Consider the following 15,549-nt stretch of genomic DNA (forward strand, 5'->3'; position numbering starts at 1 on the left):
TGGTATAGCTCCTTATGCGGGAAGTCCTGGCAACGACGTCGGGAACGCTTCGTCGGTGATGTAAGTCAGCGTGAACTGGTGCCGTCGGCCGGGATAGCCTGTGACGTAGATCGCACCAGCTGAGTTCATACCAGCCTGGTAGTTCTCAATGGGCACACTCGAACTGACGGCAACATCAATCGAAAACATCAAGGATGTCCCCGGCCTGTATCCGCTCCCCAGGGTGACGAAAACGGCGTATGACGACTGCGTAAGCACAACATTTTGCATTGTCACAGTCACTAGGTGGCCGATCCTGCGGAGGCGCAGCGTCCCGAGGTTGCTGGCGTCGATCGACTCGGCATTGATTAGGCCGGTGATATCGCGCCAGCCGGTGTCTTGTTCCAAGGCGGTAAGGCGGTCGCCGCCATCGACTCGGATCCATTCGGAGAACGGGCTGTCGATGGTTGAGTAGCGGTGGAACTCTCGAGGATTGCTGCCGTAAGCCCACGCCTTCTGCTGTGTGGTGTTGCCGATCTTGCCGACTAACAGCACTCCGCTAACAGCATCGGGTGCGTTTGCGCTGCCGCTCCAGTATCCGTACAGTCCAGGCTCGAGGGCGGTGTCGAGGCTGCCGGTCGTGGGGATCGTGCCGCGCCAGAATGAGCCGTCAGCGTAGGCCTCGAGGTGAGCCCGTAGGGCGTTGAGTTGTGTGGCGTAGAGGACGTCTCCGTCAGTGAAGTTGTGGAAGGTCATGATGTCCTCGTCTCGTATGTGATGCGGTGACGGCGGGGGGTGATGTGGTGGGCGATGCCGGCGATCCGGTAGGTGCTGCTGATGTCTCGGAATCGGGCGGTGATGCGGTCGCCGAGCTCGAGGGAGCGGGCGAGGGGTTGCTTGTCGGCCTCGACGGTGATAGAGCGGATCGTCTCGTGCGGGGTGTCGTGCGTCGTGAAGATCGCGTTAGCTCGGCCTGGTAGGAGCGCGTCGGGTAGTTGCGTCGCGAGGTTCATGGGCCGTGGCCGGTAGCGGGCGACGGACGCGGGGCTCGTGAGTGTGTGGGGTTCTTCGTGGACGATCCAGGCGTCGGCTTGCTCGTGTGAGGGTTGCCGGCCTCGGTTGTCGATGTCGAGCGTGTTGACCGTGTCAGAGGTTGAGTAGCCGGCGTCGACGTCGACGTAGCAAAGGTGCGTCGATGCGCTGCTGTGCTGGTCGCTGAGGTCGGCTCGGGGTGCTGCTGCTGGTTTCGTGGCGAGGCGGCCGAGTCGGTCGATGTGCCAGGGCTGGCCGGCGGAGTCAGCGGCCATGACGAGGTGGTTGTAGGCGTTGGACTGGTAAGCGACCGGCTGGAGTGGCAGGAGTGGCGATCCCGGCTGCCACTGCTCCAGAAGGCCGTAGCCGATGTTGTAGGTGACGTCGGTGTGCGGTAGTTCACCTGTGTAGTCGCGGAATACGCGAAGGCGGCGTGTGGTGCTTGTCGCTTTGAAGATGACTTCTGCGACCGCGTAGCGTTTGCGGCCATTGTGGGCGACCTGCACGCCGATGGAGCGCTCGCCGGAGTCTGTGCCGACGGCGAACGTGGCGAGGCTCTCGTCGAAGTTCCATACGCTGCCTGAGCCGCTGCCGACACCGATGAGGGCGTAGAAGCGGTAGATCGTGCCGATGGTGAGGCCGGTGGCGAGGCGCTGCATTCCGAACTGGCCGGAGGTCATGCTGATGCTTTCACGGACGGCGTCGATGGTGTCGTTGATGAAGAGGCGGTTTTCGGCGTCGACTGGGCCGTAGTTGTAGCCGGTGGGGCGGGTGCCGAATCGTTCCCATGCGCCGAGGCTCGCGCTTTGAGTGACCCATCCGTGGGCGGGGCTGTCTAGGTCAGTGGTGACGTTCGCGGCTGCGGCGAGCTGCTCGACACGGTCGTCGATGCGATGCACGGGAGGATTGGTCGCGTCGATGTCGCCGGGTGCGCCGCGAACCATTGTGGCCTTGAGTTCGCGGATCGCGTCGGAGGCGTTGATAGTGACGGTGTAGTCGTCGCTTTGCTTCTCGTAGGCGACATCGATGTCGTCGAGCGCGCCAGTCCAGAGCGTTTCGTTGCTACTGGTGTCGCGGAGGCGCACAAGCGTGCCGGGATAGACGTCATAGCCGAGGACGGGGTTGAGGGCGTTGTGCGCGATGAAGCTGAGGTAGCCGGCGTCGATGGCGGTGGTCGCGTCGACGGGGTTTCCGCCGGAGCGGGCGGTGATACTCGAGAGGTCGCATTTCACGTCGATCCAGCGCGGCGCGTCCTGGTCTGGGTCGATTCCCAGGCGTGCCAGCGCTAGACGTGAGTGGCCGAGGATGAAGTCCTCGAGGGGCTGCATGAATAGCTCGAGGGCGATGTAGTCTACGGCGCTCATATCGTCACCATCCCGCCGCTTCGCTGGTACGCCTTGATGGTTCGCATAACTTCACGGCCGATCTCGACCGGGTCGCCGACGCCGGCGGTGATGTTGACCGTGATGCCTCCACTACGGCCCGCTGTGCGGGCTTGAGAGGCTCGGAACGGCTCGACAGACAGCGAGGGGTCGAAGGCGCTTTCCATGCTCGTTGCGAGGCCTCCCATGAGGCTGCGGAGGCGATTGGGGCCGGAGAGACCCTGTTCGAGCCCTTGCACGGTGAAGCGGCCGAGGTCGCGAAACACCTTCGATGGTGAGGAGATGCCGAGCATACTCTTTGCCCAACCGACGACGCCGCCGACAACGTTACTGACGGCGTCCCTAAGCCAGCCGGCCATATTGTGAATGCCGTTGATGAGTCCTCGGATGATGTCGCTGCCGATCTGCGCGAATCGGCCGGGAAGCGATCGAACGAAACCGAGGATCTTTCCGGGCAGGTCTCGGAAGATGCCGACGACGTTGCCCATGCCGCTGGAGACTGTCGAGCGGGCTCGGTTCATCATGCCGGAGAAGAAGTTGACGACGGCCCCGACCATGTTTGACACGAAGCCACGGATTTTTCCGATCGCGCCGCTAAAGAGATTCTGGATGTTGTCCCAGACTGTTCGAACGATGTTCGCTGCACCAGCGAAGTCGCCCTTGAAGATGTTGACGATGAATAAGATTGCGCCGGCGACGACCTGCTGGATGATCTGTCCGACGGTCTCGAAGATCGTCTTGATGACGTTCCAAGCGTTCGAGACGACGGTGGTGATCGCGTCCCATGCGTCGGCAAAGACGCTGCTGATGCCGTCCCAGAGTGCGGTAAAGAATTCAGCGACGGGAGCCCATGCGGATTGCATCCCGTCGGCGTTCTCGAGGGCGTTGATTTGCAGGTCGACGAACCAGCCAATAAGGCCGACGATCGCGTCGACGACGAGGACGATCACGTCGACGAGGAATTGCAGGGCCGGCACGAGGAGCTCGACTAGGGGTGCGACGAGTTCCAGAATCGGGGTCATTAGTGCGGTGAAGAGCTCCAGGAGTGGCGCGAGGAGCTCGAGCACCGAGCCGAGGATCGGGGCGAGAGCACCGATTAGGGACTCCAGGAGCGGGGCGAGGGCGGTGAGGAGATCGCCGACGACGGTTGCAACCAGGGCGAGGAGTGGGCCGAGGGAGTCCAGTGCCGGGGTGAGTGCTGCGAGGACGACGGTGGCGACCTCGAGGAGCACCGGGGCGAGCTGCATGACGACGCCGGCGATGCTGCCGAATATGTCGATGAGGGGTGGCAGAACGGTTGCGACGAGGCTGCCGATTAGGTCGCCGAGCTGTTCGAGGACGGGCGCCAGGAGCGGGCCGATCTGTGCTGCCGCGTCGGAGGCGATGCCGGCCAGTTGCGAGAACGTCTCTCCTAGCTGCTCGCTGACGGGTGCGAGGGCGTCCATGATGATGCGGAGCGGTGAGAGTTGCGAGACGAGGTCGATGATCGGCTGCACTGTTGCCATGAGGCCGCCGAAGCCTCCGAAGCCGTCGAGGAAGCCGGCAACCGAGTCGGCTGCGGCTTGCAGCGCGGGAATGATCGTGCCTTGCGCTGATTCCCAGAATGCGTCGGCGAATGGTTTGACTTTGCCGGCAACGGCGTCGAGGGCGACGGTGATTGCCGAGAACGATTCGCGGGCGATGGGGAGGACGCCGCCGGCGAGCACCTCACCGAACCGAGAGAGTGCCGCGCCCATGTTCGCGAACGCTCCCCTAGTGGTCTCGGCCGACGCTAACGCTGCGCCGCCGATGTTCTCCTCGATGACGTTGCGGAATGCCTCGGCGTCGACGGCCCCGGAGGTGACCATCTTTCGCATTTCTTCTGCGGTGACGCCGAACTCCTCGGACAGCCAGGACAGTACGGGGATGCCTCGGTCGGCGAGCTGGTTGAGCTCTTGCGTGGTGAGCTTGCCATTGGCTTGGATCTTGTTGAAGATCGCGCCCATGTCGTCCATGCTGATACCGGCGATCGCGGAGGCGTCGGCGATCGCGGTGAGGTACTTCTCGAGCTCTGCGCCTTCTTTGACGCCGGCTGCCATTGCGCCGGCTGCTGCGGTGACGGCCGAGTCGAGGCCGAACGCGGTGCCCTTGACCGAGCCGAGAGCGGCGTCCATAACTTTACCGATAGCGACGGTGTCGTAGCCGAGGCCCTTGAGTTTGGCTTGGGCGTCCTCGATGTTCAGTGCTCGGCTGAGGCCGCCTTTGATCGCGATTGCGCCGATCGCTGCGGTGATGCCGGCGGCTGCTCCAGCGACACCGAGGGCGAGTTTTCCGATGCCGGAGATCGCGCCGCCGATGCCGCTGGAGACGTTCTTCATGCCTCGAGTGAATGGTGCCGTGTCTGCGAGGACGCTGACGATGACTGTCTGCTTCGCCATGCTGGGCTCCTATCTCGAGTGCATTTCGTAGAGTGCTCGGTTGATCGCGACGTATTCGGGCCAGGTCAGCGCGTAGAACTCGGCCGGGGTGTAGTGGAGATGAACGGCGAATTGCGCCATGCGGTCGCGAAAACTAGTCGCTTTTGGTGGCCTCGTCGGCGACCTCGACTTCTTCAGCGATGCCGAGGGCCAGGAGCGTCGAATCGTCGCCGAGGTCAATGAGCTTCTGGAGGTCGGTGAACGCGAGTTCGCGGGTGTTCTTGATCGTCCAGTCACCGTCTTCGCGGCGCTTGAGGACGGTCACGAGGGCGATCACGAACTTCATCTTGGGCCGCTCGGGGTCGCCCATCGTTTCGATCGCGAGGCCGGAGGTGTCCTCGACGAACTCGATTTCGCCGAGGGTGAGCGGCGAGTCAATGGTGAGCTTGTCCATGCTGGTTGTCCTTTACTTGAGTTCTGCGCCGGCGAGGATGTCGCCGACGCCTTGGTTGAAGCGGTTGAGGATCGCGCCGCGCTGCGCCTGGATCGCCGTGAGAAGGAACGGGCTCGGCTGGTAGGCGTTATCTGGGGTGCCGTAGTGGATGACGCCGGCGTAGGGGATGCGTGCGCCGCCGGCGCGAACGACGGCTTTGGTCTTGCCTCGGCCGGATCGGATTGATTCTCGGAGCCGGCCGGAGTCGACTGGTACGCGGCCTTGAGCGTCGCGCACGGCGATCATGCCGATCTCGTGCATGAGATCGCGCATGTTCTGCGCGTCGACGCCGGCGCGAGCGAGCGCGCGGTTGAGGCGGCCGAGACCCTTGACGGTGACCTTTACGGGGCCGCCGGTGTAGGTGTGATCGGCCGCCTCGACCATGACTAGGCTGCCTTGCTCGTGGTCTTGCTCGTGGTCGACTTCGACGCGGTCGTCGACGTTGTCGACATGGCGCGTGCTGCGTCGGCCCGCGCCGGCAGTGTGGAGCCGGTGGCGACGAGCTCGGGCTCTCCTGTGATGTCGAATCGGGTCTCGAAGCTGTAGACGTTCGTTCGGCCAGCCTGGCCGCCGAGGTCGGGCTTGGGGCCGATCGTCAACATTCCGGTGAAGTGCGGCTCGTCTGCGCTGGCCTCGACGTTGCCGTGCGGGGCGTACACGAACGGCACTTCCTCGCCGGTGTGCTCCCATACCGTTCGCCAGAATGAGCCGTCAGCGGTCGACTGGTTCGCGCTGAGGGTAAAGAAGTGCTGCCGGCTGCCGCTGGGGTCACAGAATGTGACAGCGTCCGTGTCTCCATCTTCCGACGACATAATCGCTGAGCGAATGTCACAGTAGTGGTCGACACCGTCGATCGTGATGCCGAGGTCTTTGCCTCGGATTACTGGGCTCTTTGCCATTTTGGGTGCTCCTAGTTATTGAGGGTGAAGTCATGCGTCACGGTGACGATGACGCCGGGGTAGTCGGTGCTGTTCCAGGTGATCGGGGTGGGTTGGGTTACGTTCTGCACCAGGAAGCCGGCCTCGTCGAGCGCGTCGATGTGCGTCTCGAGGTACTCGTCGAGGTCGGTCGCCGTTCGCCGGTTGTCGCCAGCGCGGAGGACGATGACGATCTCGAGGCGGATGACGTGCTCGATGAACGTCTCGGCCTGTTCGATGTAGGGGTCGCCGGCCTGGATGACTGCGCACGGCGGCGCGATCCTGCCGGGAACATAGGCGTAGGCGTTGAGGCCGGCATCCTTGAGTGTTGTCTCGGCGAGCTCGCGGATCGTCTTGAGGCTACTCATGCTGCACCGATGCCGACGTAGTGGCGCAGAATGGGGTACGCGCCGACGAGCGGGTCTCGGGCCACTCGGATCGGTGCGGCGTCCGGGGTCGCGAACTGCGCGATTCCGTTGGGGGCGTTGCGTCGGTTGTAGAGCTCGCTGCCGACCTCGAGGATCGCACGCTCGCGCACCTTGTCCGGCACCTCGGCGCTGCCGACGTAGCCGTCGATGAGCACCTCGGCCGTCTCGGCGCACTCGGGGATGAATGCGTCGGTGGCTTCGGCGTTGACGTAGACCGCGAGGCGGTCAGCGAGCGTGCGATCCTCGGCCATGACTATGCGCCGGCCGTGGTCACGTCGATCGGGAGGATCGCTGCCGGAACCTCGTTCGCGACTGCGCCGTAGCGGTATACGCTGTATGCCTTGGTGAGGTTGAGGACGTTCTCGTCCTGGAGCTGCACCAGGGGCGAGTCGTAGGCGGTGAGCGCTGCCGGGTTCGCGAATGCGGCCGTGGAGGCTGCCAGGCTCGGCACTGCGAATACGTTGAGGCCGACGAGGTCGCCGGAGAGGCCGGCGACGTTCAGCTTTCCGACCGTGTTTGCGCCGCTGTTGGACAGCGTGAGGAGCGGGCGGCCGTCGGCTGCGACTGCGTTCTTGATGGTCTTGAATACGTCAGTGGAGACGATGAGGGCCTCCATGCCGTAGCCGAGGTCGTCGAAGTAGACGCCGCCGTCGATGACGAGGTCAGTCCATGCTTGCCAGGTGTCGGCCTCGAGGAGTACGGCGTCGGAGGCGCGGGCCGTGAGAGCTGCTTCGAAGGCGTTGGCGACGTTCAGCTTCTTCGTCTTACCTGCCGCGACTGCGAGGGCGTCGAGGGTGCGCTGGAGCACGGGGAGGCTGGAGCGCTCGATCGCCTGGCGCGAGAGGAGCGACGCGCCGCCGTAGGTGTGAACCGGCGCGGTCTTGGTGCGGAGCTTGACGTTGCCGAGCGGCAGGTCGTCGCCTTCTTCGAGCTGCTCGGAGACTTCGACGGTGACCGATTCGAGCTCGGCGTACTCGATGTTCATGCCGGTTGAGGGCAGGGCCTTCGAGCCGAAGAAGTTGGACAGCGCGCCGCTGGTGTTGTCGAAAATGCGGGTGAGGTCGCCGACCCAGGCGTCTTTGACGGGCGCGTCAGCGGTGGTGCCGCCGGCGAACTCTCGGGCCTCCTGCTGCATTTCGTTGTAGCGGTTGATCGCTGCCTCATCGCCGCTGGCGATCGCGCGGAGCATGGCTGCTGCGCTGCGGGCCTCCTCGCGGGGTGCGGCGTTGAGGTCGCGATCCATGAAAGAGATGAACTTGCGTTCGAGCTCGTCGAGCTGGCTGCGAGCCTCGGTGTCGACAGTGTCGACAGTGTCGTTGGTGGTCATGGTGGGCCTTTCGGTCTTGGTTCGGACAGTTTCGAGTCGGGCGTCGGAGTAGGCGGGGAACGGCTCGAGCGACACCTCAGAGACTCGAACGCGCGTGCGGATGATGTCGCCGGTCTCGTCGTCGGTGAGGTGCTCGATCGGGTCGAACCGGATGGAGAACGTGTCGATGACGCCGTCGCGGGCGAGGGCGTAGGCGTCGTTGCCGGCCTGGGTGTCGGAGAACCGAGCCCGGAACTTCCAACCGTCGTCGGTGTCCTCGAAGTCGATGACGGGGCCGATCGGTTCGCGGTGGCGGTAGAAGAACATGACCTTGCCGTCGACTTCGACGCTGCCGCGCTGGAAGCGCTCGTTGTAGGAGCCGAACCAGTCGTTGATTTCGACTGTCTGCTCCCAGGGAACGCCGATGCCGGTGATTGTGCGGGTCTCGTCGTCGGTGCCGACGATCTCGACGAGGCCGGTGCGGATGTGGTCAGTCATAATTAGGCTGCGCTTTCATTGACGGGCTGAGGTCGGAGCGGGGGGTATTTCTCGAGGTCGCGAACCTCGGGGACGGTGAGGAAGCCGGCCCGGATCGCGATCTCGTGCGCCTCGTACCGTGTCTTGGTGTCGGAGCGGAGGAGCGCGTCGATGTTGAAGCGCACGCGCTGACCTCGCGGCAGGAGGTTCGTGAGCGCGTCCTCGATCTCGATGAGGTACTGCATGAGACTGAATCGGACGTACCCGATCCAGTCCTGTTCGACGTTGGAGTAGGTCTGCGAGTTGCCCTCGACGGCGGCGAGCATGAGCGACGCGGGGACGCCGAAGAGTCGCGCTATCTGCGTCGTCGTGAACTCTTGTGACTCGATGAACTGCGCGTCACGCGGGCTCACGAATACGGGGCTGTAGGTTACGCCGTGTCCGAGGACTGCGATACCTCGAGTGCCGCCTTGGGTTTGATCCCAGCGCTCTTTGATGCTGTTGGCGGTTTCGGTCGTGAGGGCCGAGTCGGTCTTGAGGATGCCGGTGGGCTGGCCTCCAGGGCCGAGGAAGAAGTTGTGCGCGTGGTCGCGGAGATCGAGCGCGCCGGCGAGCTCGGATTGTGCTGCCTGGATCGGGCCGAGACCGTAGGCGCTGCCTGGTACTCGGAGGAGCGTGAGGTGCTCGATCTCGGAGGGCTTATAGGTTCGGCCTCGGTAGTCGTAGCGGTCGACGTGGCCGTTGCGGTCGGCACGGATGACGATGTCGAGCGGGTTGAGCACCTCGACGTTGCGGAGGTTGCCGGCGTCGTCGCGCTGGAGTCGCCAGTAGGCGTTGCCGTTGCCGGCGAGTGATCCGACGGTCTGCTCGATGAACTGCGAGCGGGACGCGAACGGGTTGGGGCGGCGAATGATCGTCGGGGTCGGGATCGTGGTCTCTTCGCCGGTCTCAGCGTCGGTGCGAGATACGTCGATGCCGAGCTGCTTGGCGCTGATGATGTGGATCGAGACTGCGCGGTAGACCATCGAGAGGCTGAGGGCCTTACCCATCGAGACGCTGCGGTCGGTCTTCTCGCGGGGCGGCGGCTGCACGCGCGCGGCGGCGAGGTGGGGCTTGTTGGGGCCGGGCTCGAGCGACTCGGCTCGCTTCGCTGCGGTCGGTACAGCGAGCGACGGTTGCCCTGTGAGCCATTCTCGGAGTCCCATACCAGGGACTATAGACGAGGTTTTCTCAGAACACTTGCACTTCGGCGTGTCGGGTGCTGGTTTCGGCTGCGAGCACGCCGTATGCGGTCGCGATCGTGGTGTCGACTTCGACGCTGGAGTCCTTGCGGCTGATGCGGAAGGACTCTCCCACGTCTTTGCGAACTGCTCGGGGTATCTGCACGTCGAGGAGCGCGTCTCCGGCGTGCTGGAGTGTGCGGGTTGCGATTCGGGCGTAGAAGCGCGTGGCGGCGTTCGTGGCGTGGCCGAGGGTGCCCTTGATGACGTTGTATCCCTTGCCCTTGAGGCGGTCGGCGAGCTCGCCGAGGCTGAGGGCGTCCATGATGAAGCCGGCGGGGCCGTAGTTCGTTCCTAGGTCGTGGGCGACGCGCTCGAGCATGTCTACGTCCGGACGCTCGAGGGATGCAACCACTTCTGTCCAGATGATGCCGTCGTCGTCTTGGACGGATGCAACGATCGAGGCCCATGACCACTCGGGAGTACGGTCGATCGATATCCAGGCCGGCAAGTGCCGGGGGAACTTCGAGCCGGCTGGCCGGCGAACGCGCTGCCAGACGGCGGCGGTAATGAACGTCGAGGAGGATGCGCCGAATCGGTTGAAAACATATCGGACGATCTCATGCTCGGGCATGGTCTCGATGTCGTCGAGGATGTCTTCGGCGTCGAGGCGGCCGTCTGCGGCTGCGGGGTTCGCCTCGAGGATGTAGTGCCTTCGCGTGTGCCGATCGTCGGGGACGCGAACCTCGGGGGCTTCCCAGATGAAATAGCCGAATCGCTCGCCGATGTTGGGGTCTTCGGTGTCTTCGTAGAGGCGGAGGAGTAGCTCGGACTCGTCGTTGCCGGCGGTGGTGTAGCCGATAACGATGCCGTTGCGGCGTGCGCGTGATCCGTTGACCATGTCAGTCCAGAGCGCGGCCGGCAGGATGTGGAGCTCGTCGGCGAGTCCGACGGATACGTCGAGGCCCTGGACTGCTGCCGACTTCGACGGCTTGATCTCGTAGACGCCGCCGTCGTGGCTGCTGATGCCTCGAGTGTCGGTGAGTCTGGCGAATCTGCGTCGGAGGCGCTTGTCTCCGTCGATCGCGGCCATGAGGCGTTTGTAGATGATGCGTGCTTGCTCGCTGCTGGAGGCGATGCCGATGACGAGCGCGCCGGCCTCGCGGAGGAGACCATAGAGGGCGAAGATGCTGCCGATGACGCTCTTGCCGTTCTGCCGCGCGAGGCTGATGACGACTTGCCGATAGCGGAGGCGGCCGGCTCGGGCGTGGTCGGCGGGATACACCTCGAGAACGTGCCGGATGAGGTGGCGCTGGTACTCGTCGAGGTTCAGGCGGGTGCCGTCGGGCGTGCGCCAGACGAGGTCGATGAGCTTGAGGAGCCAGTCGCCATGCGAGGGGAACTCCTCAGACAGTGGGGGGCTGTGCCGAGTGGGAGGCCAGCCGCTCGAACGGCACTTCTCGCAAAGTTGCTTAGCTGGCACGCGCGCGCTCGATGATCTGGTCGACCTCGTCGTCGTGCGCTGCGGCTTCGGGGTTCGCCTTGAGCAGCGCTCGATGCGTGAGGCCGAACTGAGCCAGCATTGCCGGCGTCACCTTGCCGCTGTCGAGCTCCTCGGCGATCGCTTGCAGCGACACAATGCTCGGGAGGTGCTCGTCGGAGAGGTAGGGGGCATTCCCCAAGAACTTCTCCACTGCCTGTGAGAACCTCCCCGATATTCGCTCGATCTCGAGCCCAACTAGCTCGTTCACGCGGTCACCTCAGAAATATTTTGTCCCGTTTGTGAAAATGCGAGTTGGGGGCGGGGTGCCCTGGGGCCTCCCAGAAAAGGCGCGGCGACCTGGGCGACGACGCCGGCGATCCAGGCGGGGTTGAGCCAGGGCGTGCGCTCGGCGGTTCGGTCGGACTTGACACCGTTGCAGCGGCGGCAGAGGGCTTGCAGCTCGTCGTCACGGTACTCGCGGCCGGGGTCGAGGACGATGGGCTCGATGTGGTCGACCGTGGCGTCAGCACCAGCGAGAGGCTTCGCGCATCGCTGGCATGTCCAGCCGTCGCGATCGAGGACGCGCTTACGCTGCGCATCCCATGATGAGCCTCTCGCTGAGTGCTTTGCCATGTCGTCTAGACCTCCTGGCCTCGGATTATAGCTGAGACTTCCTCGGCGGTGTAAGCGCGGCCGCGCGCGGTGAGCTCGTCCCGGACGATCTCGAGGAGGTCTTGGGCGTCGGTGATCGCGATGTGCGTGACCTCGACGAGCTGCTCGAGTTCGGCTGTGCTGCGCTCGTGCAACGTGGGCTGGAGTTCTTCGGTGAGGGTCATGGCTTCTTCTTTCGGTTGCGGGTGGCGTAGGCGATGCCGAGGGCTGCGGTGCCGGCGGCGCAGAGGGCGAGGGCGTACCACTGTTCGAAGTGTTCGAGGGGCATCATTGGGCGAGTTCTGCTTCTTCGAGGAGTTCTGCGAGCTCGCGGGCGGCTGCTTGCTGCCGGCACATGCTGGGGGGCCAGCCAGCCGGCCACGCGCGGCCGCGCGCCTCGAGGCCATACTCGGCCGCCGCGATGACTTCGTGGACGAGATCGGCGTCCACTTCGAGAGCGATCTTGGCGGGACTTGAAGCCTTGAGCGCTGCCCGTTCGGCTGTCATTGCGCGAAGAGCGGCGAGCATACCTGGGACGTCGAAGTCGCCGCATCTGACGCATTCGAACCGACCGTTGGGCGCGTGGTCGCTGTACTCTCCTTCCCGGCTTATGCAAGCGCTCATGCTCCCTGCTCCTGTCGTGCTGGGTCGATGCGTCGCAGGACTCGGCCGTAGGCTTCGGCGCATCGGGCGTAGAAGCGGAGGCCGGCTGGTGTGAGTTGCATGGGCGCGATCTTGGCGATGACTCGGTCGACGGTGTTCGCGATGTCAATGACGGTGAGGTAGTCGCGGTCGGTGAGGCGTACGCCGCTGATGCGGAGTGCTGCTTCGTGTACTTGTTCGAAGTCGTCGAGGACTGCGATCTTAGGGTCGTGGGCGCTCATGCGTCGCCCTCCTTTCGGTTGGGCGATGTGATGGTCGCGAGTGGTTCGAGGCAGTCGGCGCAGAGCCCTAGGCGTCGGTTGATGCGATGGGGGTCGGGGTAGTTCGTCTCGCACTTCGTCCACGCTTCGCGCGCACGGTTACTAGGTGAGTTGTTCTTTAGATCTTTAGTTACGGGGTTAGGGGACGTTTTGGGGGGCCTTTGTGTACCCCCCCGGGGGTATAAATTGCCCTCCCCTGGCAATTCCCCCGGGGGCTGTGGATAACTCGTCAGAGGCTCCACTGAGATGCTGTCTCGGGTCTTGTGATTCTTCGTCCGGTCGCAGTCGGGAGGGCACGTCAGCGTGAACTTGTAGAGGTTCGGGCGTTGGTAGTCCTCGATGTTGCCGTTGCCGCCACGCTGCAACATGACCTCAATCTCTCCGAGGTCTGTGAGCCTCCTCACGGCCTTGCGTGCCGTGCGCAGGTCGACGTTCGCGTACTTCGCCAACGTCGCCATAGCGGGCCATGCGCCGCCGTCGCCGTCATGGTTCGCGATGCCGACGAGCACCATGCGCGCGGCCCCCGTCGACTTTGAGTGGTGCATCGCGATCACCATCGTCTCGATGCTCATGCCGACCGCTCCTGCTCGAGGGTTGCAACGTCAGCCTCGGCGAAGAGGTAAGTACCGTTCGATGCTGGGAGCTTCTGAGTAGGCGCCAGGCGTCCTTGCCTGACCATCCAGAGCACGAGCTGCCGCGTGACACCGAGGCGCTCGGCGACCTGGCTGGTCGTGAGATCGTTGTTTGTCATACGCACAACTTAGCCTAAATTGTGCGTACGCACAGTAACTTCTCTAGGTCGTGTCGTAGCACACTGCTATGATTTGTCGTATGACAAACATGCAAGATGTCGGGATCGTGCCGGGCTGGGAGCTGCGGCACCGGCTACAGCGAGCTCGCGAGATAACTGGTCTCGAGCAAGCTGAGTTCGCTGAGTCGTTGGGCGTGTCGCGCAATAGCGTCTCAAGTGCCGAGCGCGGCGCGACGCGGCCGCGTGAGATAACGCTGCGGGCGTGGGCGCTGCGAAGCGGTGTGCCGTTGCAGTGGATCAAGACGGGCGAGGCCCCGTCACCTGATGATGACGGGGCCACTGTGCCGCCTGGCAGAATCGAACTGCCGACCTATTCATTACGAGTGAATCGCTCTGCCGACTGAGCTAAGGCGGCGTGCGCTGGGCACGGCTACCAATCATAGCGGAAAAAATCCGCCCACGATGCCGCGCCCAGACGCTAGCAGTTGTCGATGTCTGCCGTCGGCGCATCTCCTGTCAGCAGGTAGTTCGACACCGGGCCGTCGACGCACGCATTGCCCTGTCCGTACTGGCCGTGGCCCTCGGCGCTGACCGTGATGAGCACGCCCGACTCGAGCTGGTCAGCCAGCGAGACCGACTGCTCGTACGGCGTGGCCGGGTCGTTGATGCCGCCGATCACGATGATGGGGTTGGCGCCGGGCGCCTCGATCTTCGACTGGTCGCGCGAGCCCGCGTTCGGCCAGTCGAGGCACGACGACAGCCCTGAGAAGTATCGGCCGACTGTCGGGGCCTCCTCCTGCACGATCTCGGCGTTGTCGCGGATCACGTCGTAGTCGCTTTCGGGCGCGTAGTCGAGACAGTTGATGCCGACGAGCGCTTCGAACGAGTTGTCGACGAACGTGCCGTCGGGGTTGACTCCGTAGTACTCGTCGACGGCGGTGAATGCGCTGGTGGCGTCGCCGTCCATGACGTCGCCGATGATCTCGCGCAGCACCGGCCACTGGAACTCGGCGTAGAGGTTCGCGGCAATCGACGTGAAGAAGTTGCTGCCGCCGAGCAGTCGGTCGTTCGAGCCCTTGAGCGGCTTCTTGTCGAGCTCGTCGAACAGCTCGGTCATCTCGTCGAGCGCGCCCTGCCTGCTCGATGCGTCGATCGGGCAGTCTGACCCGGCGATGCAGTCCTCGAGGAAGTTGCCGAGCGCAAGCTCGAAGCCCTTCGCCTGGAAGAGCGTGCCGTCAGCGTCTGTCGACTCGGGCGACACCGCTGCGTCGAGCACGAACCGGCCCACGTTCTCGGGGAACAGTCCAGCGTAGGTCGCACCCAGCAGCGTGCCGTACGAGACGCCGTAGTAGTCGAGCTGCTCCTCGCCGAGCAGCGCGCGGATCAGGTCCATGTCGCTCGCGGCCTGCTCGGTGCCGAAGTAGCCGATGGCCTCGCCCGTGTGCTCTTCGCACGCCTCGGCGAACTCCTTGGCGCCTTCGCGCGACTGGTCGAGAGCCTCGTCGCTGAGCCAGTCGGTGTCGTCGTACTTGGGCGCTTCGTCGCCGTCGTGCGTCGAGAACATCCAGTTGTAGAGCGTCTCGGGGTCGTCGTAGCAGGTGATGGGCGTCGACCGCGCGACACCGCGGGGGTCGAAGCCGACGAGGTTATACGACTCGCGGATCTCAGGCGGCACGAGATAGTCGGCGAACTGCGCGACGTAGTCGAAGCCCGATGCGCCGGGGCCGCCCGGGTTGTACAGCAGGTGCCCCTGCGCTTCGCCGGTGGCCTCCTGCACGTTGAAGTGCACCTCGACGGTCTTGTCGGGGTCGGGATTGAACCAGTCCATGGGAGCTTCGATGACCGCACACTGGGTGCCGCCCTCGCAGCTGCTCCACTCGACCTCCTGCTCGTAGAACGGCACGAGCGCCTCATCGACACCCTGAGTCGGATCGAAGCCCTCGGTGCTCGTCGGGTCGGTCGGATCAACCGGGCCGGTCGGCGGGTTCAGCAGCGCCGGCACGAACACGCAGCCCGTCAGGGCGACGGCCGCAGCGCTCACCATGGCGACTGCAGAGAATGCCCTCCTGGCGAAGGTTCTGGAATGCACGAGTGGAGTCCTTTCGTCTCAG

General features: G+C 64.3%; 19 protein-coding genes, 1 tRNA gene and 1 pseudogene. 1 reads left to right on the forward strand and 20 read right to left on the reverse strand.

Annotated elements, in window-relative coordinates; all coding sequences use genetic code 11:
* Positions 1-12: 12 nt before the first annotated feature.
* The 18 genes from CZ674_RS11580 to CZ674_RS11665 form a co-directional block, all read right to left on the reverse strand.
* On the reverse strand, positions 13-735 hold the full coding sequence (locus CZ674_RS11580) for a pyocin knob domain-containing protein (RefSeq protein WP_086992685.1): 723 nt from the start codon (positions 733-735) through the stop codon (positions 13-15).
* The gene (locus CZ674_RS11585; protein WP_086992686.1) at positions 732-2,375 is read right to left on the reverse strand and encodes a hypothetical protein; all 1,644 of its coding nucleotides are present in this window, start codon (positions 2,373-2,375) and stop codon (positions 732-734) included. The genes CZ674_RS11580 and CZ674_RS11585 overlap by 4 nt, the downstream gene beginning before the upstream one ends.
* Positions 2,372-4,810, reverse strand: a complete 2,439-nt coding sequence (locus tag CZ674_RS11590) for a phage tail protein (protein WP_086992687.1) — start codon at positions 4,808-4,810, stop codon at positions 2,372-2,374. Before CZ674_RS11590 ends, CZ674_RS11585 begins: the two co-directional genes overlap by 4 nt.
* A 133-nt stretch (positions 4,811-4,943) precedes the next feature.
* A complete protein-coding gene (locus CZ674_RS11595) occupies positions 4,944-5,243 on the reverse strand; it encodes a hypothetical protein (RefSeq protein WP_086992688.1) in 300 nt (99 codons plus the stop codon).
* 12 nt (positions 5,244-5,255) lie between these two features.
* On the reverse strand, positions 5,256-5,666 hold the full coding sequence (locus tag CZ674_RS11600; protein WP_086992689.1) for an HK97 gp10 family phage protein: 411 nt from the start codon (positions 5,664-5,666) through the stop codon (positions 5,256-5,258).
* A 2-nt stretch (positions 5,667-5,668) separates the two neighbouring features.
* Positions 5,669-6,181, reverse strand: a complete 513-nt coding sequence (locus tag CZ674_RS11605; protein ID WP_086992690.1) for a hypothetical protein — start codon at positions 6,179-6,181, stop codon at positions 5,669-5,671.
* An 11-nt stretch (positions 6,182-6,192) separates the two neighbouring features.
* Positions 6,193-6,567 (reverse strand): hypothetical protein, encoded by a 375-nt coding sequence (locus tag CZ674_RS11610; protein WP_086992691.1) that lies wholly within the window; start codon positions 6,565-6,567, stop codon positions 6,193-6,195.
* A complete protein-coding gene (locus CZ674_RS11615) occupies positions 6,564-6,878 on the reverse strand; it encodes a hypothetical protein (RefSeq protein WP_086992692.1) in 315 nt (104 codons plus the stop codon). Before CZ674_RS11615 ends, CZ674_RS11610 begins: the two co-directional genes overlap by 4 nt.
* A gap of 2 nt (positions 6,879-6,880) precedes the next feature.
* Positions 6,881-8,431, reverse strand: coding sequence for an HK97 family phage prohead protease (locus CZ674_RS11620; protein WP_086992693.1), 1,551 nt, complete (start codon positions 8,429-8,431; stop codon positions 6,881-6,883).
* Positions 8,432-8,433: 2 nt separating this feature from the next.
* The gene (locus CZ674_RS11625; RefSeq protein WP_086992694.1) at positions 8,434-9,615 is read right to left on the reverse strand and encodes a phage portal protein; all 1,182 of its coding nucleotides are present in this window, start codon (positions 9,613-9,615) and stop codon (positions 8,434-8,436) included.
* A gap of 25 nt (positions 9,616-9,640) precedes the next feature.
* The gene (locus tag CZ674_RS11630; RefSeq protein WP_159456980.1) at positions 9,641-11,113 is read right to left on the reverse strand and encodes a terminase large subunit domain-containing protein; all 1,473 of its coding nucleotides are present in this window, start codon (positions 11,111-11,113) and stop codon (positions 9,641-9,643) included.
* Positions 11,103-11,381, reverse strand: coding sequence for a hypothetical protein (locus CZ674_RS11635; protein ID WP_143244733.1), 279 nt, complete (start codon positions 11,379-11,381; stop codon positions 11,103-11,105). The genes CZ674_RS11630 and CZ674_RS11635 overlap by 11 nt, the downstream gene beginning before the upstream one ends.
* Positions 11,378-11,746, reverse strand: coding sequence for an HNH endonuclease (locus CZ674_RS11640; protein ID WP_086992697.1), 369 nt, complete (start codon positions 11,744-11,746; stop codon positions 11,378-11,380). The genes CZ674_RS11635 and CZ674_RS11640 overlap by 4 nt, the downstream gene beginning before the upstream one ends.
* 5 nt (positions 11,747-11,751) lie before the next feature.
* The gene (locus tag CZ674_RS11645; protein ID WP_086992698.1) at positions 11,752-11,949 is read right to left on the reverse strand and encodes a hypothetical protein; all 198 of its coding nucleotides are present in this window, start codon (positions 11,947-11,949) and stop codon (positions 11,752-11,754) included.
* A gap of 103 nt (positions 11,950-12,052) precedes the next feature.
* The gene (locus CZ674_RS11650) at positions 12,053-12,271 is read right to left on the reverse strand and encodes a hypothetical protein (RefSeq protein ID WP_159456981.1); all 219 of its coding nucleotides are present in this window, start codon (positions 12,269-12,271) and stop codon (positions 12,053-12,055) included.
* A 113-nt stretch (positions 12,272-12,384) separates the two neighbouring features.
* Positions 12,385-12,648 (reverse strand): hypothetical protein, encoded by a 264-nt coding sequence (locus CZ674_RS11655; protein WP_086992700.1) that lies wholly within the window; start codon positions 12,646-12,648, stop codon positions 12,385-12,387.
* Positions 12,645-13,259: a helix-turn-helix domain-containing protein gene (locus CZ674_RS11660; RefSeq protein ID WP_086992701.1), complete on the reverse strand. Its 615-nt coding sequence runs from the start codon at positions 13,257-13,259 to the stop codon at positions 12,645-12,647. The genes CZ674_RS11655 and CZ674_RS11660 overlap by 4 nt, the downstream gene beginning before the upstream one ends.
* Positions 13,256-13,438, reverse strand: a complete 183-nt coding sequence (locus tag CZ674_RS11665; protein ID WP_086992702.1) for a helix-turn-helix domain-containing protein — start codon at positions 13,436-13,438, stop codon at positions 13,256-13,258. Before CZ674_RS11665 ends, CZ674_RS11660 begins: the two co-directional genes overlap by 4 nt.
* 89 nt (positions 13,439-13,527) lie before the next feature.
* On the opposite strand from CZ674_RS11665, the pseudogene CZ674_RS14425 reads away from it, so the two are divergent.
* Positions 13,528-13,725 (forward strand): annotated as a pseudogene (locus CZ674_RS14425) (helix-turn-helix transcriptional regulator); the annotation flags it as partial.
* A gap of 55 nt (positions 13,726-13,780) precedes the next feature.
* Here CZ674_RS14425 and CZ674_RS11675 read toward each other — a convergent pair.
* A tRNA-Thr gene (locus CZ674_RS11675) sits at positions 13,781-13,853 on the reverse strand.
* Positions 13,854-13,916: 63 nt separating this feature from the next.
* The gene (locus CZ674_RS11680; protein WP_143244735.1) at positions 13,917-15,527 is read right to left on the reverse strand and encodes an alpha/beta hydrolase; all 1,611 of its coding nucleotides are present in this window, start codon (positions 15,525-15,527) and stop codon (positions 13,917-13,919) included.
* Between the last annotated feature and the right edge of the window lie 22 nt (positions 15,528-15,549).

The organism is Agrococcus casei LMG 22410 (genome assembly GCF_900163565.1).
GTDB lineage: Bacteria > Actinomycetota > Actinomycetes > Actinomycetales > Microbacteriaceae > Agrococcus > Agrococcus casei.